The organism is Paenibacillus tundrae (assembly GCF_030812775.1).
In the GTDB taxonomy this organism is placed as follows: Bacteria; Bacillota; Bacilli; order Paenibacillales; family Paenibacillaceae; genus Paenibacillus; species Paenibacillus tundrae_A.
In genome coordinates, this window is sequence record NZ_JAUSTI010000008.1 from 269,508 (window position 1) to 288,901 (window position 19,394).

15 protein-coding genes are annotated in these 19,394 nt (G+C 45.9%); 7 read left to right on the plus strand and 8 right to left on the minus strand.

Annotated features, from left to right (window positions below; translation table 11 throughout):
• Nucleotides 1-2: 2 nt before the first annotated feature.
• From J2T19_RS16355 to J2T19_RS16365, 3 genes are all read right to left on the minus strand, one after another.
• Entirely contained in the window at nucleotides 3-1,046 is a 1,044-nt protein-coding gene (locus tag J2T19_RS16355; RefSeq protein ID WP_307217542.1) for a FecCD family ABC transporter permease, read from the minus strand.
• Nucleotides 1,043-2,056 (minus strand): FecCD family ABC transporter permease, encoded by a 1,014-nt coding sequence (locus J2T19_RS16360; RefSeq protein ID WP_307217544.1) that lies wholly within the window; start codon nucleotides 2,054-2,056, stop codon nucleotides 1,043-1,045. The genes J2T19_RS16355 and J2T19_RS16360 overlap by 4 nt, the downstream gene beginning before the upstream one ends.
• A gap of 90 nt (nucleotides 2,057-2,146) precedes the next feature.
• Nucleotides 2,147-3,160: an ABC transporter substrate-binding protein gene (locus J2T19_RS16365; RefSeq protein ID WP_307217546.1), complete on the minus strand. Its 1,014-nt coding sequence runs from the start codon at nucleotides 3,158-3,160 to the stop codon at nucleotides 2,147-2,149.
• 511 nt (nucleotides 3,161-3,671) lie between these two features.
• On the opposite strand from J2T19_RS16365, the gene J2T19_RS16370 reads away from it, so the two are divergent.
• From J2T19_RS16370 to J2T19_RS16380, 3 genes are all read left to right on the plus strand, one after another.
• Nucleotides 3,672-4,250: a hypothetical protein gene (locus tag J2T19_RS16370; protein WP_307217548.1), complete on the plus strand. Its 579-nt coding sequence runs from the start codon at nucleotides 3,672-3,674 to the stop codon at nucleotides 4,248-4,250.
• Between the two features lie 203 nt (nucleotides 4,251-4,453).
• Nucleotides 4,454-6,214 carry a glycoside hydrolase family 13 protein gene (locus J2T19_RS16375; RefSeq protein ID WP_307217551.1) on the plus strand — a complete coding sequence of 587 codons (1,761 nt, stop codon included), beginning with the start codon at nucleotides 4,454-4,456 and terminating at the stop codon, nucleotides 6,212-6,214.
• Between the two features lie 267 nt (nucleotides 6,215-6,481).
• Nucleotides 6,482-8,638, plus strand: a complete 2,157-nt coding sequence (locus tag J2T19_RS16380) for an alpha-amylase family glycosyl hydrolase (RefSeq protein ID WP_307217673.1) — start codon at nucleotides 6,482-6,484, stop codon at nucleotides 8,636-8,638.
• Between the two features lie 289 nt (nucleotides 8,639-8,927).
• On the opposite strand, the gene J2T19_RS16385 is transcribed toward J2T19_RS16380, so the two are convergent.
• From J2T19_RS16385 to J2T19_RS16395, 3 genes are all read right to left on the minus strand, one after another.
• The gene (locus tag J2T19_RS16385) at nucleotides 8,928-9,764 is read right to left on the minus strand and encodes a sugar ABC transporter permease (RefSeq protein WP_056695093.1); all 837 of its coding nucleotides are present in this window, start codon (nucleotides 9,762-9,764) and stop codon (nucleotides 8,928-8,930) included.
• Nucleotides 9,761-11,116 (minus strand): sugar ABC transporter permease, encoded by a 1,356-nt coding sequence (locus J2T19_RS16390; protein ID WP_307217554.1) that lies wholly within the window; start codon nucleotides 11,114-11,116, stop codon nucleotides 9,761-9,763. The genes J2T19_RS16385 and J2T19_RS16390 overlap by 4 nt, the downstream gene beginning before the upstream one ends.
• Nucleotides 11,117-11,242: 126 nt before the next feature.
• Nucleotides 11,243-12,529, minus strand: a complete 1,287-nt coding sequence (locus J2T19_RS16395; protein WP_307217556.1) for a sugar ABC transporter substrate-binding protein — start codon at nucleotides 12,527-12,529, stop codon at nucleotides 11,243-11,245.
• 444 nt (nucleotides 12,530-12,973) lie between these two features.
• On the opposite strand from J2T19_RS16395, the gene J2T19_RS16400 reads away from it, so the two are divergent.
• On the plus strand, nucleotides 12,974-14,008 hold the full coding sequence (locus tag J2T19_RS16400) for a LacI family DNA-binding transcriptional regulator (protein WP_307217558.1): 1,035 nt from the start codon (nucleotides 12,974-12,976) through the stop codon (nucleotides 14,006-14,008).
• A gap of 259 nt (nucleotides 14,009-14,267) precedes the next feature.
• Here J2T19_RS16400 and J2T19_RS16405 read toward each other — a convergent pair whose 3' ends face one another.
• Nucleotides 14,268-15,026, minus strand: coding sequence for an SDR family oxidoreductase (locus J2T19_RS16405; protein ID WP_056695098.1), 759 nt, complete (start codon nucleotides 15,024-15,026; stop codon nucleotides 14,268-14,270).
• A 372-nt stretch (nucleotides 15,027-15,398) separates the two neighbouring features.
• On the opposite strand from J2T19_RS16405, the gene J2T19_RS16410 reads away from it, so the two are divergent.
• The 3 genes from J2T19_RS16410 to J2T19_RS16420 all read left to right on the plus strand — a co-directional run bounded on the left by J2T19_RS16410 (nucleotide 15,399) and on the right by J2T19_RS16420 (nucleotide 18,147).
• Nucleotides 15,399-16,046 (plus strand): TetR/AcrR family transcriptional regulator, encoded by a 648-nt coding sequence (locus tag J2T19_RS16410; RefSeq protein WP_307217560.1) that lies wholly within the window; start codon nucleotides 15,399-15,401, stop codon nucleotides 16,044-16,046.
• A gap of 128 nt (nucleotides 16,047-16,174) precedes the next feature.
• Nucleotides 16,175-17,221, plus strand: coding sequence for a cupin domain-containing protein (locus J2T19_RS16415; protein WP_307217562.1), 1,047 nt, complete (start codon nucleotides 16,175-16,177; stop codon nucleotides 17,219-17,221).
• Between the two features lie 194 nt (nucleotides 17,222-17,415).
• A complete protein-coding gene (locus tag J2T19_RS16420) occupies nucleotides 17,416-18,147 on the plus strand; it encodes a YoaK family protein (RefSeq protein WP_307217564.1) in 732 nt (243 codons plus the stop codon).
• 44 nt (nucleotides 18,148-18,191) lie between these two features.
• Here J2T19_RS16420 and J2T19_RS16425 read toward each other — a convergent pair whose 3' ends face one another.
• Complete coding sequence (locus J2T19_RS16425; RefSeq protein ID WP_145049256.1) at nucleotides 18,192-19,331, minus strand: toxic anion resistance protein; 1,140 nt, start codon at nucleotides 19,329-19,331, stop codon at nucleotides 18,192-18,194.
• Between the last annotated feature and the right edge of the window lie 63 nt (nucleotides 19,332-19,394).

The window sequence follows — 19,394 nt, forward strand, 5'->3', positions numbered from 1 at the left end:
CCTCAAAACTGGTTTCGATTCTTAAACAATAAATATAGGAAAAACGGAGCGCCTATCCCCGCAGTAAATACCCCTGCTGGAACATCAAGTGGAAGGAAGGCTGTACGTGCAATCAGATCGGCACTTAGTACAAGCAATGCACCAACGAAACCTGATACGACAAGCAAGCTTCCGAACATTCTCCCTACTAACTTTCGTGCAATATGTGGTGCTATTAGACCCACAAAGCCGATAGTTCCAGCAACAGCGACGGCGATGCCTGCGAGTAGCACACTACATAGAAGCAGTAATGAGCGATGCCATTGCACGGTTACACCGAGTCCAGTTGCCACATCATCACCGAACTCCTGTGCATTTAGACTTCTGGCAAACCATATCGCGAGAGGTACAACAATGAAAATTACCGGTAGAATCGTTTGGATATCAAGCCATGATGCTCCATAGATGCTGCCTGTCAGCCAGATATAGGCTTGCCCAGCCGTATAGAAAGGACTCAGAATCAGCATAAAGGTAGTCCCTGCTCCCATAATTGCCGAGATTCCAATCCCAATCAATACAAGACGGATGGGGGTTACTCCTTTTTTCCAAGCCAGCACATAGATCACTAGCGCCGTAACTAGCGCTCCTATAATGGCAAACAACGGTAGTAACTTAATACTGATCGTTCCACCCAGAATGGATACGAAACCAACAGCGGCAACAGCTGCGCCACCTGTGATCCCAATGACATCCGGTGAAGCCAGCGGGTTACGGATAATCCCCTGAAGGATTGCACCAGACATCCCCAGTGCTGCACCGACGAGCAGGGATAACAGCACACGTGGCAACCTTAAGGTGAGCACCACAAAATCGTAGTCTCCCGCACCCAGTTTAAAAATCGCTTGCAGCACATGGAGGGGAGAAATATAATCACTGCCTATACTTGTGCCAACGATCGCTGCAACTAAAGATAGTACAACTAAACTAACGATGACGAGTAATGATTTTCGCTCCATTTGCAGTGAGATAGCCTCTTTCTTGGAGCGAAAGGTCAACATCTTTTTCATATTTTTGTCCCCCCCTTACGGGCGATGTAGACGAAGAAGGGGCCGCCGATGATGGCCGTCATGACACCAAGCGGAATTTCCTGTGGCATGATGACCAGTCTTGCGATAACATCGGCAGATAATAGTAGGATGGCTCCCCCTAAAATGGAATAGGGTACTAGCCAGCGATAATCATTTCCGACCAACGCACGCATGATATGCGGAACAACAAGACCGACCAGGCCAACCGAGCCGGCAACCGCAACTGAACCACCAGCTAGAAGTACGGTAACAATACCCATGAGCAACTTCACTAACAGCACATTCTGTCCCATGCCTTTGGCAATATCATCCCCCGTCAACAGTAGGTTGACTGCCCTTCCCATGAAGAGCGCTACAATTGCTGCAACCGTCATATAAGGAAGAACAGGGTATAACATGTCCAGCGTTCGTCCACTTACCGAACCAGCCAGCCAGAACAATACATCCTGAAGACCCGTTCCATCTAATATAAGCACCGCTTGAGTGAAGGACGAAAACAGTGCTGTAATTGCAGTACCTGCCAGTACAATTTTGATTGGAGTAAGACCATCTCGCCCGAGCGACCCCAGCCCGTATACAATAGCAGCGGCAATTGCTGCACCTGCAAAACCAAACCACATCATTGTAGTTAAGGATGAAACGGAGAGAACAACGATGGCAATCACAATGAAGAAAATGGCTCCAGCGTTGATTCCGAATACGCTCGGTGAAGCAAGCGGGTTACGAGTCAACGCCTGCATAAGTGCCCCTGCCACAGCCAGGCTCGCCCCGACAACCGCTGCAATGACCGTACGTGGCAGACGTTCTGTTAACAGAACGATATGTTCGATCGATTCTTCATCATAGTGCCGGAGTGCATCCATCCCATCCTGTAACGTAATCGCTGTACGTCCAAAGATCATACTGGACACACAGACCAACATCAGCAAAATAAATAAACCTATGATTCCATAAATCTTTCCGCTTGTCTTCGTAAAAAGGGGAAACATATTCTCACTCTTTCATCCATGAAATGCAAAAAGACCTGCCAGCCCATACACTTTGCTTCAAATGTTGGTGCATGGCAGGTCTCGCTCCCGTTAATTCAACTTGAAATATTCATACAGATCATCCAGCATCATATTAGCAGATGTATATCCTCCGGCCATGTTCCAAGCCACTTCATCAACTTGAACTAACTGGTTGTTCTTCACAGCATCGAGATTCTTCCACAATGGACTGCTTGTCCAATCCTCATAGTTCTTCTGAATGGCTTCCGTCTCAGTACCTGAATTAAAGTTGAAGATCAAGTCAGCATTCATATCTGGAATGCTCTCTTTGGAAGTCAATTCAACACCCCATGTATCTTCATCATGACCGGCTGGTCTTGTGAAACCGAGCTCTTTCAGAATTTTGCCCGCATAACCCATGTAGAAAATACGAACTTGATCGGCTCTGAAGTTAGTAATGGTTGCTTCGATCGGGAGGCGATCACCCATTTTTTCCTTGAAGTCAGCTACACGCGTATCCCAATCTGCCAACAGCTTGTCCGATTGCTCCACCTTATTCATTGCTTCGCCAGCCAGTTTCACGGTTTCTTTCCAATCAAACAACGTCTCTGTGACAACTGTTGGAGCGATCTGTGACAATTGAGCATAGATGTCCTCATGTCTGATCTTCGTTGCAATAATGAGATCCGGCTTCAATTTGTTGATCTCTTCCATATTGGGCTGAGGCTCTTGACCCACTTGTGGTACGCCATCCAGATCAGCTCTCAGATATTCGTATATGGGTTGTTGAACCCATGATTCTACAACACCTGTGGGCTTAACACCCAGAGCAATGACAACGTCATTCGCACCTTGGAACAGTGTTACAATCTTCTGCGGTGTACCTGTAATGGTGGTTTCACCCATAGCATGCTTGATCACTCTAGTCTGATCATCTGTGGTATTGCTCGTTGTATCGCTTTCATTACTGCTCGTGTTCCCGCTCGTAGCTTGGCTTGCCGTATTTGTTGTCTCTGCACTCCCCCCCGATGCACACCCTGCCAGCAGTGAAATCATCAATAGAAGTGTAGCGTACATAAATAGCTTTTTCTTGAATCTGAACATGCTAACCCGACTCCCCTTTACCTTCTAAATGATATTGAATCTCATTATCATTCGTATTGTAATTCAGTTATGTGCTTTGTTCAAGCATTTATTTGGAAATATTTGCTGAGCTGTGCGGATGTCACTCAGACTCCTATTACTTATTAATATAGGGATTGTGAGAGATCCAACTATATACCTTATATAATCCCACTTTTATCAAACACACATTTATGTAATTATTTACCTTCTACTTTAATATGAAGATATGAAGTTTATGAGGAACACACTCTCGTTTTCACATATGAACATGCTAATACCTCTTTATACCTATCTCTCAGACCCCCTACGAAACGTTGCATAGGTACTATTTCGTAATTATCGCTTAGAACGTTTTTATGTAAATCTATTCCTGTAATTTACTGTCGCACTATGTTAGATTATCCATTGGAATAATCTACATAAATTAGGGATTGTCTTAGAATGCCGATGAGTGAGATTTAAGACATGACCAAGATGGGGGCTATGAAACATGAAGAAATCTTGGATATTATCATTGATTATGAGTTTTGCTTTGCTTGGAGGCATATTCCTACCTGCTGGTTCTTATGCGTCTGCAGCTGAGGATACAACATCTACCTACTCAGAAGATAGTGAATATGGTTACGATACATCCCAAGACGAACCGTTACCGTCAGACGAAGAGATTGATTTTCTGGACTACATTGATAAATTGACAGAAGCGGCAGTATATGAAGAAAAAGCGTTCAACGCTGTAAGTGGCGGTACTATTATCACATCTGCTAATCGCAAATCTGTGTTCCTGAAATTAACCAATACCGCAATTCCTAACTACACCAAATATGTATCTAAGCTAAAACTAGTAAAACCACAAAATGCTGAATTGCAAAAAATTCATGCCAAACTGGTCAAAGGAAGCTACACACAGCTTGAAGCGTACCAGTTGTTCAAAAAATCAGTATCCAAAACTAAAGTGAATAGCACTTTGCTGAAACAAGGTAATGCTAAACTTGCTCAAGGTGCTAAACTGATCGAGCAATCCAATAATGAGCTAGTTAAATATGCAGCTAAACTTGGTTATGATCTGTAAACTGTAATGCTCATTATGGCGAGATCAAAAAAGTGAGATAAAAGTAAAAAAAAGTGTTTTCTTTTGCGGATTTAGTTCGTATAATAACGCTATAATCAAAAGGCTATGCTGCCGAAAGGTACAACCTCGTGAACATTGGGGGTTGTGCCTTTTTTGCGTTTATAGCCGGGTTCTATAACTTTTATCCATAAGGAGTGACTTGAATGCTACTCGAAGCTATTTACCATCGTCCCAAATTAAATTGGTCGTACGCTTATGACCGCTCTACGATGCATCTTCGCCTGCGATCCAAGCGTGGAGATGTTGACGCCGCCTATGCCATCATTGGAGATAAGTATGCCTGGGATCGAACCATGGAAACTCGCCCTATGCATTTGTTCACCAGCGATGCCCTGTTCGATTACTGGGAGGTTGAGGTACAGCCACCGTATCGCCGGTTACGTTACGGTTTTCGATTAGAGAAGGATGATCAATGTGTGTGGATGACTGAACGCAGATTCGAGACAGCAATGCCGGAAAATTCACTGGAGTTTTTCGATTTTCCATTCATGAATCCGGCAGATATTTTTGAAGCTCCTGCTTGGGTAAAAGAAGCTGTCTTTTATCAAATATTCCCTGAACGTTATGCTAATGGCGATCCTTCCATCAGTCCGGCAAACGCAGAGCCTTGGGGCGGCGAGCCTACGCCCGTTAATTTCTTCGGAGGTGACTTGCAGGGCATTATCAACCACCTCGACCATCTGGTTAACCTGGGCATTAACGCGATCTACTTCTGTCCATTGTTCCAGGCAACGACGAACCATAAGTACAACACGGGCAACTATCTCAAGGTAGATCCTCATTTCGGCACGAATGAGAAACTGAAAGAGCTTGTGGATGCCTGTCATGAACGTGGGATACGAGTGATTCTTGATGCGGTGTTTAACCACTCAGGCCGAGAGTTTTTCCCTTTTGCCGATATCCTTGAAAATGGTGCATTATCCCCCTATGCCGATTGGTTCCACGTTCGGGATTGGCCGGCACGGATCGAGGATGGCATACCGACATATGATACTTTTGCCTTCGAACCCCTAATGCCTAAGTTAAATACAGAACATCCTGAAGTGAAATCCTACCTGCTGGAAGTGGCACGTTACTGGATTCAGGACATTGGTATAGATGGCTGGCGACTTGATGTCGCAAATGAGGTGGATCATCAATTCTGGCGTGAGTTCCGACAAACCGTCAAAAGCATTAACCCCGATGCCTACCTATTGGGTGAAATCTGGCATGATTCCATCATGTGGCTTCAGGGTGACCAGTTTGATGCGGTGATGAACTATCCGTTTACCAACTCTGTGCTCGATTTTGCTGTACACGGTAAACTGGATGGCCTAGGATTTGCTGACGAGATCGGGAAGCTGCTCATCGCTTATCCTCAATCCGTGACTGAGGTTTCATTCAACCTCTTAGATAGCCATGATACGCCGCGACTACTGACCGAATGTCAGGGGGATGTCCGCAAAATGAAACTCGCCCTTCTCCTGCTCTTCACCTATCCAGGTGTGCCCTGCATCTACTATGGAGATGAGATTGGGCTGGAAGGTGGCTACGATCCTGGCTGCCGCAAATGCATGGAATGGGACGAGGACAAACAAAACAAAGATCTTCTCCGTTTCTTCAAGACGATCATTCAATTACGTAAGCAACACCCTGCACTTCGCAGCGCTAATCTCAATATGCTCCATGCCAGAGCTGGCGATGCTTGCCTTGTGATCGAACGACATGATCCACACACAGGGGAATATTTCGTGCTCATACTCAATGCCGATGATCAATCACGCTCGCTCGATCTCACCCTTTCTGTAGCTGGAACCTGGCATGATGTATTCAACAATGATTCATTTCAGGCGGATCAGAAAAGTCAGCTCCAGATTGAAGCATACGGATCCCGCTTACTCCAGTTGAAGAATAAGAAACAGTGAATAAATAGGAAATAAATGCTTTTAAAATATATATTGACAACTATACCATTATTTAATTATTATAACGTTGTGAAGATAACTCGAGGGCTATGCTTTTGAACCGATATGGTTTAGAACAACCCCGGTAACTCCAGCAGGAGATGCCGGGGTTGTTGGCATGCCATAAGGGAGGCGATGCGTTCAAAGGAAATGCGAAATTCGTTATTTGTAAGCGCTATTACAAGCATTCAGAACATATCCAAACCAATTGATGAAGGGTGGATTACCATGTTCAAATTAACTAAGCGCGTCCTTCTCAGCGCCACGCTGACACTAGGCTTGATGGCGGGAAGCGCCTTCCCTTTTCTAACCACAGCGTCTGTATTCGCAGATCCTGATACTGCGGTAACGAATAAGCAGAATTTCAGTACAGATGTCATCTACCAGGTGTTCACAGATCGCTTCGCTGATGGCAATCCTGCCAACAATCCAGCCGGAGGAGCCTATGACGCGAGTTGCAGCAATCTTAAACTATACTGTGGTGGCGATTGGCAAGGCTTAATAGACAAAATCAATGATAACTACTTCACTGACTTAGGTGTAACCGCACTCTGGATCTCACAACCTGTCGAGAATATCTACTCTCTCATTAACTACTCGGGTGTCAACAACACAGCCTACCATGGCTATTGGGCACGCGACTTCAAGAAAACGAACCCAGCCTTTGGCACGATGACTGATTTCAAAAACCTGGTCGACACAGCTCATGCTAAAGACATTAAAATCATCATTGACTTCGCTCCTAACCATACCTCCCCCGCCATGGAAACCGATACTTCATTTGCTGAGAATGGCCGATTATACGACAATGGCACTCTTGTAGGCGGGTATACCAATGATAGCAACCAGTATTTCCATCATAATGGCGGCTCTGACTTCTCCACACTGGAGAACGGCATTTATAAAAACCTCTACGACCTAGCTGACCTGAACCACAATAACGGTACAATCGATACGTATTTCAAGGATGCAATCAAGCAGTGGCTGGATATGGGCATTGACGGAATTCGTGTAGATGCCGTGAAGCACATGCCTATGGGCTGGCAAAAGAATTGGATGTCTTCGATCTATACACATCAGCCTGTGTTTACGTTTGGCGAGTGGTTCCTGGGATCATCTGCTTCAGATGCAGATAATAATGATTTTGCGAATAAATCCGGTATGAGTCTGCTCGATTTCCGGTTCAATCAAGAAGTTCGGAATGTGTTCCGCGACAACACAGCCACGATGTACGCACTAGATTCCATGATCAGCAGTACCGGAGCGGATTACGATCACATCCATGATCAGGTTACTTTTATTGATAATCACGACATGGATCGTTTCAAAACCAATGCGGTTAACAATCGCCGTCTGGAGCAAGCTTTGGCATTTACGTTGACCTCACGCGGTGTGCCTGCCATCTACTATGGTACAGAACAATACATGACAGGGAACGGTGACCCAGATAACCGTGGTAAGATGCCTTCCTTCTCCAAAACAACCACGGCGTTCAATGTGATCAGCAAGCTTGCTCCATTACGTAAGTCCAATCCGGCAATTGCCTATGGTTCGACGCAGCAACGCTGGATCAACAACGACGTGTACATCTATGAGCGCAAATTCGGCAACAGTGTAGCCGTCGTTGCAATCAACCTCAATACCTCTACCCCTACATCCATCTCTGGTCTAACGACCTCACTTCCTACGGGTACATATACGGATGTGCTTGGCGGTGCACTTAACGGTAACCAGATTTCCTCTAATGGAGGAAACATCTCTTCCTTCAATCTTGCAGCAGGCGCAACAGCCGTTTGGCAGTATACAGCGAATGAGACCACCCCAACCATCGGTAATGTTGGACCTAAGATGGGTAAAGCGGGAAATGAAGTTACCATTGATGGCCGAGGATTCGGTGCTTCCAAAGGCACGGTGCACTTCGGTACTACAGCGGTAACCGGTTCAGCCATCACCTCTTGGGAAGATACACAGATCAAGGTGAAGATTCCTGCCGTTGCGGCAGGCAACTATGCGGTTAAAGTAACGGCTGGTGGAGTTAGCAGCAACGCGTATAATGATTTTACGATTCTTAGCGGAGATCAGGTTTCTGTCCGTTTTGTCATCAATAACGCTACCACTTCACTCGGCGAGAACATCTATCTGACTGGCAACGTAGCTGAGTTAGGAAGTTGGTCAACAGGCTCCAATGCAATTGGCCCAGCTTTTAACCAAGTCATTCATGCCTATCCAACCTGGTACTATGACGTAAGTGTTCCTGCGGGCACACCGCTCGAGTTCAAATTCTTCAAAAAGAATGGCTCCACGGTCACGTGGGAAAGTGGTTCTAACCACACCTTCACCACTCCGACGAGTGGAACAGCTACAGTTACAGTGAACTGGCAATAACACATGTAGAAGAAGGATAAACTGATCACGAAACCCGGAGTGCGCTGAGACAGCGTATACTCCGGGTTTAAACATAGGTACGGGTTGATTGGATTGAGGTTAGGGTCTCGTAAACTCATATTGAAGCAGAAGGCACTTCCGTAACGATGTCAGTCCACTTAAGACATAACATCATGGGAAGTGCCTGCTTGGCGTATTGCTTGATCTTTTACTTGATGTGCGACTTGTTTTATCACTTCATATATTTAATCTACGACAAGATCGCGGACGAAATGATGTACCAGCACAGTTAACCTTTTGACGCCCCTGATGTGAGTCCTTGAACTAGGAAGCGCTGTAGGAAAACAAACAACAGCGTAATCGGAATCGCAATCAGTACCGCCCCTGCGGCGAACATCGTAAAATTACTGTCCTGATAACGGTTGACCAGATCCCACATCCCTACCGCAAGTGTCCAATTCTCCTTCGTACGCAGTACCAGACGGGCAAAAATAAAGTCCATCCACGCCCCTGTGAAGCTAGTTAACGCTACATAGGTCAGCATGGGTTTGGATAAGGGCAAAATAATGCTGGTGAATACCCGCAAGTGACTTGCACCATCGATACGAGCCGCTTCATCCAGACTGCGCGGTATGGTGTCGAAGAATCCTTTGACGATGAATCCCCCAAGTACTGCTCCTGAAGAATAAACCAGAATAAGCGCAGTATGGGTGTCGAGCAGTTTAATTTGCAGCAAAATGATGTAGATTGCAATCATGCTCATGAAACTTGGGAACATGCCAAGAATCAGCATGGTAGAAAGAATCGTTTTGCGACCACGGAAACGGAAACGAGACAAGGCATACATCCCCAGTGTCACCATGAGTGTGGAGAAGATCATGGTGAAAAAGGCAATTTTCAGCGTATTCATATACCATCGTCCATACATAAAGGATGGATTGTTGAACAGTTCACCATAATGGGACAGCGTGAAGGCTTCTGGCCATAAACGCTCACTAAACAATGCCGCACCCGGTCTTAGGGAGGAGAGAAAGATCCAGAGCACCGGATAGATGGAGACGACGGCAATGATCAGTAATAGCAGGTAACTCACAGCCAGGCGCACCGGATTATTGCGTGTCTTCATTGAATCATGTCCTCCTCCTTGAATGATTTGGAGCGGCGGAAATTCCAGATGGAGAATGAAGCGATAATCAGGAAGATAATAATACCTACCGCAGAAGCCATGTTGAATTTATTGTTATCGAGCGTGAGCTTATAGAGCCAGGTCACTAGCAGATCCGTTGCCCCAGCATACTGATAATCCCCACGTAGCGGATTGCCGTTGGTCAGCAGGAAGATCACATTGAAATTATTGAAGTTACCAGCGAACTGCATAATGAGCACCGGCGTAGTCGCAAACAAAATGAATGGCATCGTAATGATCCGGAATTTCTGGAATGCGGAAGCACCGTCCACTTCGGCAGCCTCATATAGATCACGTGGAATGGCTGTCAATACACCCAGAATCAGCACCATGCTGACTGGGATACCGATCCACATGTTGACGACAATGACTGTAACCTTTGCCCAGAACGGATCGGTCAACCAAGGTAATCCCTCTAGTCCAAAAGCTCTCATATACGTATTGATCGGCCCAAACTGACCGTTAAACAGATTACGCATCAACAACAAGGAAATAATCTGCGGAATGGCATAAGGCAGGATGAAAATCGTACGCCACAACTTCTTGAAGCGTATACCCCGCTGTTCAATTAATAATGCCACGAGTACACCACCGAAATAGGTAGTAACTGTAGCCAAAATGGCCCAGATCACCGTCCAGGTGAGGACACCATAGAACGTCTGACTCCATGACTTGAGCTGAATGAGATCCGTAAATGTCTTGAAGCCAACCCAGTCTACCAGTTTAGCCGGCGGAATATGATCCGGTGCCGAATAGTTCGTAAACGCGATGGTGACCGTGAACAAGATTGGCATAATGGTGAAAAAAAGTATCCCGAGTGCCGGAATGGACAGAAACAGATATGGGAAGTTTCGATCCATCATGTTCCGGATCGTGGCTCCTGCACTTCGTATCTGCTTGCCTTCTTCTCTAGCAAGACCGGTCATGTACGCATCCCGGATATTCAAAATGTAGATCAGGATAAATACAAAAAATACTAGCAATACGATAATCCCATCCAGCAATAAAAAGATGGAATGGTCTCCTTTTTGAAGTACGGTGGAACCATTCACTTTGACAAAACGCTGTGTATTCTCGCCCAGTGTCCATACTCCCCATACTGCCTGAGACAGGCGAGGAAGCAGGTACGCAAGCCCTACTCCCTCCAGCAACAGTAGTATAATTCCTTTGATCCATTGCCGATTATATAACTGCCCCAGACCTTGCAATATTGTGGAACATATGGCCGCTGTCATCCGGTGATGCCTCTCCCTTCCGGAGCCGACAGGCACCGGGACATGCTGCTGTTGCATTCGCTCTCTCCTCTCCTACCCTTGCTAATCTGCATAAATTGAACGAAGGATTACAGACATTGACCACTCCGATAACAGAACAAGCTTCCGATCGCTGTTATCCCCAGATTCTATGGTCGTTCGTTCTTACTGCACGGTTGCAAGGCTCTCCTGGATTTGCTTCACGGCATTATCCAGCGATGCTTTGACATCCTTGCCCGTATCCCAGATATCCGTAATGGCCGATGTAATTGGCCCCCAGACACTGTCCATTGCAGGAAGCGAAGGCATTGGGGTGGAGTTATTGAATTGCTCCAGGAAGGCATTGTTGATCGGATCTTCCTGCACCTTCGGATCGGCTGCGACGTTCTTGCTTGCCGGAAGTGTGCCATTTAGTTCAAAGTTCTCCATCTGGGCCTCTTCATTGGAGAGGAACGCAGCCAGTAACTTCGAGGCATTCGGATATTGCGTGAATGCATTTACGTAATAAGCTTTAACTCCTGAGAAGGAGGTCATCGGTTTGCCATCGATTGCTGGGAGCGGTGCCACACCGAAGTCGATTCCCGCATTGCGATAATCCGCAATGGTCCATGGACCGTTAATATCCATCGCCAGCTTGCCGCTGGAGAACAATCCTTTTTTGATATCGTAGTTCACGTCACCCATCTTCAGCGGCAATACTTCAGACTTTAGTGTCTGTAGGAACTGCCCACCCTTCTGAGCCCCTTCATTATTCAAACCAAGATCTCCGCTGTCCATCCCATTATCACCGAAGATATATCCGCCCTGCGATGCCAGAAACGCATAATTGTAATAGAACTGCTGCAATTCCCACATCAGCGCATATTGATTGGACTTCGTATCATTGAATGTTTGGGCAAAGCTGATAATTTCGTCGAAGTTTTGTGGAGCTTCCGGGTATAATGCTTTGTTGTAAAAGAGGGCATATGTCTCAACACTGTACGGATATCCGTACAAGATATCCTTGAACGTCACCGCCTTGAGTGCATTCTCACTTGTATTCGCTGCAGTTTCCGCTTCAAAAATGTCATTTGGCAAGATCAGCCCTGCTTCTGAAGCGCTACCAATTTTGTCATGTGGGAACACAACCACATCTGCTGCCAGGCCTGCCGGTCCATCTGTCGTTAGCTTCGTCACCTGATCCGTTGGAGGCAATTCCTCCATTTTGACGGTTACACCATACTTCTCTTCGAACTTTTGCACTCTTTGCTCAATAAAGCTGCTTTGATTCTTATCCTCCCAGATGACCAAAGTTGCCCCTTCCTCTGGCTGAAGATTTTCGGCTGTTAGTTGTACAGCTTCCTCGGGATTCTCGCCTGCTGTCGTCGGAGATGCAGTTCCCCCTCCTGCCGAGCATGCAACCAGTGTAAAAGCCATGACGATAGACCATGTTGCCCCTTGCCATTTTCTCATGTAAAATGTCCCCTTCCCTCTGTTTGGTTCAACGAAATTGCGCTCTCTCACCCTTTGATCTGCGTAGAATGTCAGGCGTTGTGATCCTTGTTCTTTTTTGTACAAACGTTTGCTCAAACAAAAGACAGAATCACATTTTTATTCAATATGTAGGGGGAAATTTACTAAGAGGTATGTAAAACCAATGATGTAAGCGCTACAATAACACTCACATCATACAATACGTTACTTTCTTTGTACAAACGTTTGCACAAGCCATATTGCTTCAATTTTAACCATTTTCTTTCATTTTGCCGAAGTAATCCTCTATACCCTTCTTCTAACTCATTCTTCCTTAATTTTACTACCTTCGGTTTCTGTATCGTATAGGTACTAATTGATTTCTCGCATCCTTTGCATTACCATAGTGGAAAGTTGAAATGATTGTTCAGAGGGGATTTTTAGATGATTACGATCAAGGATATAGCCAAATTGGCGGGTGTCTCCCCTTCTACAGTGTCACGGGTGATTTCCAACCATCCCAGAATTAGCACCGAGACGTCTCTCAAAGTAAAGCAAATTATGAAAGAACTCAACTATCATCCCAACATTATGGCGAAGAGCCTTGTGTCCAAAACGACGCAAACTCTTGGGATTATGCTTCCTCGCCCTGCGGAGGAGTTGTTCCAGAACTACTTTTTTGGGGAATTGTTACGAGGTATTATTACACTCGCCACACGCAACAATTATGAATTGCTACTAACAACTGAAACATCATCCGATGATGAATTGCATGCCATATCCCGGCTTGTGCATGGCCGAAGAGTCGATGGCATTCTGCTGCTAGGTTCGAAGCGAGATGATCCGATCATTTCATTTCTGGAAGAGGAAGCGTTTCCTTTTGTACTGATCGGTCGCAGTGAAGCTCACCCGAATGCACCCATGGTGGATAATGACAATGTGCAGACTGCTTATGATGCAACGCAGCATCTGATTGCACAAGGACATACACGGATCGGATTCGTGAGTGGCCCACCGGAAATTACGTTATCCCATGATCGTATGCGAGGATATCAGAAGGCTCTTGCCGAAGCAGAGCTACATGCCAATCGGGACTGGATTGTGGAGGGTGAATTCCTACAAGAGAGCGGATTCCGAGCGATGTCTCTATTCATGTCTTTGCCTGATAGACCGACAGCTATTGTTGTTATTGATGATAATGTCGCTTTTGGAGTATTGAGAGCTCTTGCCGAGCTGGGATATCAGGTACCTGAGGATATTAGCGTGGTCAGTTTTAACAATATAGCCTTATCCGAACTGGCTTCACCGCCACTCAGTTCCATCGATATCGGAACCTATCAGCTTGGCTATACAGCAGTTCAAGTGTTACTCAAAATTATAAGCGGGGAACCTCAAACGCATAACCCTGTCATTATTCCACATCGACTGATTGTTCGAGAATCCTCACTGTACTCCAAAGCGAAGTCATCTCTGAGCTGACGTAGACAGGTCTAAGTGTGGCAGTGCAAACGTTTGTCCAAATCCCAATGGAATTGAACACGATTCACAAGGTTGCCTCGTTTGTAGAGTCACCATGAAGAAGCCGCATCATGAGATGCGGCTCTTAGTTCATTCCACAGAATTATATGCACGGTCGTGCATGTTCTCTTTGAGCACTTGAAGTGCTGTAATTGCATCGATTTTTACATGCTCCGTCCGATCATTCTGTTATTAGCAATTCTCCCACTACGCACTCGAATTAGTATGAACTCCAGCCTGCATCAGCTGTAATGACGGTTCCGTTAACGAAGCTAGATTCATCCGAGCCGAGGAACAAAGCCACTTTGGCAATCTCTTCACTCGTACCTACACGTGGGTTGATCGCCATACCTAGTTGTTGGCGTCCAGCTCCAAATGGGCTGATTCCCGTCATTGATGAGCTAATGTTGGTTGCCACAGCTCCTGGAGCGATAGCATTACAACGAATGCCTTGCTCGGCATACATGTACCCCGTATTTTTGGTGAATCCAATCACCGCGTGTTTGGAAGCTGTATAAGCGGCTCCCGCACGTCCACCATGCAATCCGCCTGCTGAAGCAATGTTCACGATAACTCCTTTTTGTTTCTCTTGGAAGATTGGCAATACTTTACGCGTAGTCCGCATCACGCTGGTTGTATTTACGGCGAACAATCTCTCCCACTTCTCATCCGTGATATCCGCTGCAGGCTCCATGCCATCCATAATACCTGCATTGTTCACCAGAATGTCCACAGTACCGTATGTGCTTACCGTCACATCAATCAGATTTTGCACATCTTCTTCTTTGGCTACATTAGCCAAAACCACGATGGCTTCTCCGCCTGATTCCTTGATCTCACTAGCAACTGTCTGAGCGGACTGTTCGTTAATATCTGACACAACGACTTTGGCACCTTCTCTAGCATATAGTGTGGCAATCGCTTTCCCCATGCCTGAACCTGCACCTGTCACAACAGCAACTTTATCTTGAAGTTTCATATCTTAATTCCTCCTTTTTGTATTCGTTTACAATAAATTAACAAACAAATGTTCATTAACTCGTATCCTTAGTATAATAAGTCATAGCTTTTGGGATCAATCAGTAAAAGCTTGCCCTATTGTACGTTAACGAACACTTCAGACGCCTATTGTACATTTATTAATCAAGTCCATAAATGCGTGTTCAAAAAGAGCGGTTTTCAGTACCAAGAAGATGGGATAAAGATAGAAATGGAGTAGCGAAGCGTAGGCAGAACTACGTGAGCAACGGACATTTCGGCTGAATCCCATATTCGACGCTGAGATGCCGACAGGCATCCTTCGTCATCAAAAGCGTAATTTTTGAACAACTATACAAAGGGAGGAAATTCGATGTCAGACCCTACTGAATCCACCGATCGAAGAATTAAGAAATCCAAAGCTGCGCTGAAACATGCGCTCATTAAGCTTATGCAAAAGCACCCTTTTAGAGAAATATCCATCACCGATATTGTGAAGTTGGCGGATCTGAATCGGGGAACATTCTATAAGCACTATCATTACAAAGAAGACCTGTTTAACGAGATCATAGACGATGTCATCCAAGACCTGGTGACCTCTTACCGAGAGCCTTACCAAGGCAAAGAAATATTTGAAGTGAGTCATATGCCATCATCAGCCATCCGCATCTTTGAGCATGTCTATCAGCACGCTGCATTCTATACTCTTGCCGTCAAATCCGAGGCATCTTCCAGCTTCCAACAGATGATCTGTAATGTTCTACGCGACCTCGCCTTACAGGATCTAAACGAAATATTCCCAACGCATATCAACCGCGAGCTGCTCGCAAGTTATCAATCTCATGCTATCTTCGGCATGATTATCGAGTGGATTCATCAGGATTTCAGACACAGCCCCGGTTATATGGCCGAGGAATTGTTCAAAATTATTAATTATAAACCCGCTAATGTGGTCTATCATTCGACTCACAGCGAACCTGCAACACAATATGTACAAAAAAATGGAATGACCCTCGAATGAATAATTCCCATTTGCCTCATATTAATTAAGGTATAGCTGAATAGATTCGTAGGATATGGTTAAAAGAACATATACGGCATATTCAACTTTTTACATGTAAACCTAATTTGATATGAGGAGGAATCATGATGACATCTTTTAAGTATCGGCTAGAACAAAAGGAACCTCGGACAGGCTCTGGCGGAATTACCCGCGGCGCTTCAGTTAAAGATTTCCCTGCTTCAATCGGCATTGCTGGCGTATCCATGCGATTAGAGCCGGGAGGCATGCGTGAACTGCATTGGCATGCTAACGCAGCAGAATGGGCTTACGTCATCAGCGGTTCCTGTCGTACAACTGTGATCCATCCGGATGGACATGCCTATACGGATACGTTCGAGCCAGGCGATGTTTGGTATTTCCCTCGCGGATACGGGCATTCCATTCAGGGACTCGGCCCGGACGAATGTCATTTTATTTTGATTTTTGATAACGGTGATTTCTCGGAGGATCATACTTTTAGTATTACCGATTTTTTTACTCAGACCCCGAACAACATCGTCGCTCAGAATCTTGGCATCACCGAAGAGCAGGCTGCCAAGCTGAATCAGGGTGAAGCCTACTTTGCCAAAGGACCCGTACCCAACGATAGTTCATCTTCCGGTACATACCGACGTAATTCGGAGCTGACCACCATTCACCGATATCCACTCCTTGCCAAACAGCCTAGACGAGCACCAGGAGGTGGTACGCAACGTACCGTGACTGTTGAGGACTTCCCCATCTCCACCACGATGGCTGGGTCTCTCATTGAATTGCAGCCAGGTGCGCTACGGGAGATGCATTGGCATCCTAATGCAGACGAGTGGCAGTACTACATTAGTGGTCAGGCTGAAATGACAGTATTCCTCGCAGAGGGTCATGCGGTAACAGAGCATTTCGAAGCAGGCGATGTTGGCTATGCACCTATGGGAGCTGGGCATTATATCAAAAATACCGGAGACGACGTCTGCCGTGTATTAATCGGCTTCAACAGCGGGCACTACGAAGCCATTGATTTGAGTGAATGGATTGCAGGTAACCCAGACGACCTGTTATCCACAAATTTGGGTATGACCAAAGAAGAAGCAGCCAAGCTTCCGAATGACACCCTCTTCATCGCACCAGATAAGCAAAAGAATAGCTCTCAATCCTAACGTGCCTACGTCTAGCTCTAGCACTAGGACTAGGCGTCCATGCTAAACCAAGACATATATAGGTTATCAACTTGTTGTCGGATAAGAATTCAGAGGTTCGTGTCAACATACTTGGTTGAATCCGATCGTATCGCTCGCATACACTAGACTGATCTGCATCACTGCTTTCACGAACCAGAAGAGAGGCTATGTCTATGACCATAACGCCTGATTCGACCAATAACCATCAAGACACAACTAAACGTATTGGACATACTGTAGAACGCTTAGAGCCGGGACTATCCCGGCTTTTATTATCATCAGCTCTAGTGCTGATTGCCGGATTTATTGATGCCATTGGCTATCTAGGATTAGGCAAGGTTTATTTGTCTTTTATGAGCGGTAATAGCACCAAGCTAGGCATTTCACTCTTTAAAGGTGACTACTCCGTATGGGCAACGACGGGGGTTGTCGTGCTGTTATTTATTGTCGGGGCATTTATCGGTACGTTGATAACGGAACTATCCAGACAATATCATTTGACGTTAATTTTAAGCGCGGAATCTATCTTATTCGTTATTGCAATCACCTGGGTTATATTGCTCCACAACGACAGCATTCTCTTTCCACTCGCAGTAGCGATGGGCATGCAAAATACGATGCACCAGATGGTCGCTCATGCTGACGTAGGCAAAGGCTTCGTGTCAGGAACCTTGTTCGGGATTGGACAAGCCATCGCTAAAGCTGTACGCGGCAAAGCTCCTGTATCCGAATGGGCTGTTCTGGCACTATCTTGGATTACGTTTGTCCTCGGGGCCGCTCTGGGAGCACTCCTGTTCACTCAAGCCAGTCTATTCATTTCCTTAATCGTGGCTCTGTCAGCCCTTGTGCTGCTGATTCCATATACACTCTACATGCAACGACAAAGAACGGTTGACCCTGGATAATTCGGGGTCAACCGTTCTATTTATAACTCGGCTATGCGATCATGCTACAATCCCAGCTTCTGCCCTTTCTCCAGTCGCTGAATCTGCTGCTCTCCCGTATCCGCGAGTTCACGGAACTGTGTAATTGTCTCCCGCATCCGCGGTAATGCTTCCTGCTTATATACACTGATTGAATCCAGTGCAGACAGGACATCCGTGAACGCTTGCTTCATCGTATCGACCGAAATGCTTGCATCATACGCCTGCTTTTGAATGGCGATGCCTTGATCCTTGAGCATTTTGGATGTGCCTGCGATGAGGTCATTCGTCGTCTGGTTCAGTAGTTCAATTTTCTGCAAAACAATCTTCTGATTATAAAGCGCACTTGCTACGGTTACGGCAATTTTCAGTGCCGATATGGTTACATTCTTCGCCCGATCTACCCCGCGAATTAGTTCCTTATTGTTACGGATGACCACTTCAATTGCCATGATTCCTTGTTGGTTAACCACCAACATCTGCTGCAGATCCATCACCCGTTGCCGAAGCGGGAACAACACTTCTTCTGTAATGAAACGAACCTTCTCCGGATCTTCATTGCGTACCTTCGCCGCCTCAATCTGTCCATCAATAGATTCGTCCATCAGCACACCTAACTGAATTTCCTTCTGTAATCGCTTGGTTAATTCGCGTAAGTTCTGCTGTTCAATTTCTAGAGTCGTATTGTCATTGCGTAGCGTTGCTCGCCCCTTGTCCAGGGAGGTCACGATGTCTGCAATGACCGCATCTGCTTTCTGGTACTTCAAAAAATACGCGCGTAGCGGATTGAACAACTTGCCCAGAAAGCCAGTCTTAGCAAAGTCGACCACGCTCGGGTCGAGATCCTTCAGTTGCATATGCAGCTCGGTTAAGCCTTTGGCTACCTGACCGCCCTCGTCTCCCGTCTTGGACAGATGTCCAACGGAGACTTGAAGCAACGCGTTTTTCTCCGAAGAGGATCTCATCGTGTTCATGCCAAAGCCCTCAATGGATTGCAGAATCTCCTTGCGTTTCTCCAACGATTCAAGGTCAAGTGTCATGATCATCTCTACGTTGGCATTCGCCACTTGTTGCAGCTCGGCGACCTCCGCGGGCACTGGTTTCACTTCTTCCTCAATCACTTTCTGAATTTCCTTCTGACTAGGTATCTCCATGGAAAATGACATTGACGTTCCCCCTTTAAAATAACAGCTTCATCGACCTATATGCTCAATTCCAAACGGTGTACA

Coding starts and splice junctions, on each gene's coding strand:
- J2T19_RS16355 (WP_307217542.1), bottom strand. CDS start 1,046: ATGAAAAAGATGTTGACCTTTCGCTCCAAGAAAGAGGCTATCTCACTG.
- J2T19_RS16360 (WP_307217544.1), bottom strand. CDS start 2,056: ATGTTTCCCCTTTTTACGAAGACAAGCGGAAAGATTTATGGAATCATA.
- J2T19_RS16365 (WP_307217546.1), bottom strand. CDS start 3,160: ATGTTCAGATTCAAGAAAAAGCTATTTATGTACGCTACACTTCTATTG.
- J2T19_RS16370 (WP_307217548.1), top strand. CDS start 3,672: ATGAAGAAATCTTGGATATTATCATTGATTATGAGTTTTGCTTTGCTT.
- J2T19_RS16375 (WP_307217551.1), top strand. CDS start 4,454: ATGCTACTCGAAGCTATTTACCATCGTCCCAAATTAAATTGGTCGTAC.
- J2T19_RS16380 (WP_307217673.1), top strand. CDS start 6,482: ATGTTCAAATTAACTAAGCGCGTCCTTCTCAGCGCCACGCTGACACTA.
- J2T19_RS16385 (WP_056695093.1), bottom strand. CDS start 9,764: ATGAAGACACGCAATAATCCGGTGCGCCTGGCTGTGAGTTACCTGCTA.
- J2T19_RS16390 (WP_307217554.1), bottom strand. CDS start 11,116: ATGCAACAGCAGCATGTCCCGGTGCCTGTCGGCTCCGGAAGGGAGAGG.
- J2T19_RS16395 (WP_307217556.1), bottom strand. CDS start 12,529: ATGAGAAAATGGCAAGGGGCAACATGGTCTATCGTCATGGCTTTTACA.
- J2T19_RS16400 (WP_307217558.1), top strand. CDS start 12,974: ATGATTACGATCAAGGATATAGCCAAATTGGCGGGTGTCTCCCCTTCT.
- J2T19_RS16405 (WP_056695098.1), bottom strand. CDS start 15,026: ATGAAACTTCAAGATAAAGTTGCTGTTGTGACAGGTGCAGGTTCAGGC.
- J2T19_RS16410 (WP_307217560.1), top strand. CDS start 15,399: ATGTCAGACCCTACTGAATCCACCGATCGAAGAATTAAGAAATCCAAA.
- J2T19_RS16415 (WP_307217562.1), top strand. CDS start 16,175: ATGACATCTTTTAAGTATCGGCTAGAACAAAAGGAACCTCGGACAGGC.
- J2T19_RS16420 (WP_307217564.1), top strand. CDS start 17,416: ATGACCATAACGCCTGATTCGACCAATAACCATCAAGACACAACTAAA.
- J2T19_RS16425 (WP_145049256.1), bottom strand. CDS start 19,331: ATGTCATTTTCCATGGAGATACCTAGTCAGAAGGAAATTCAGAAAGTG.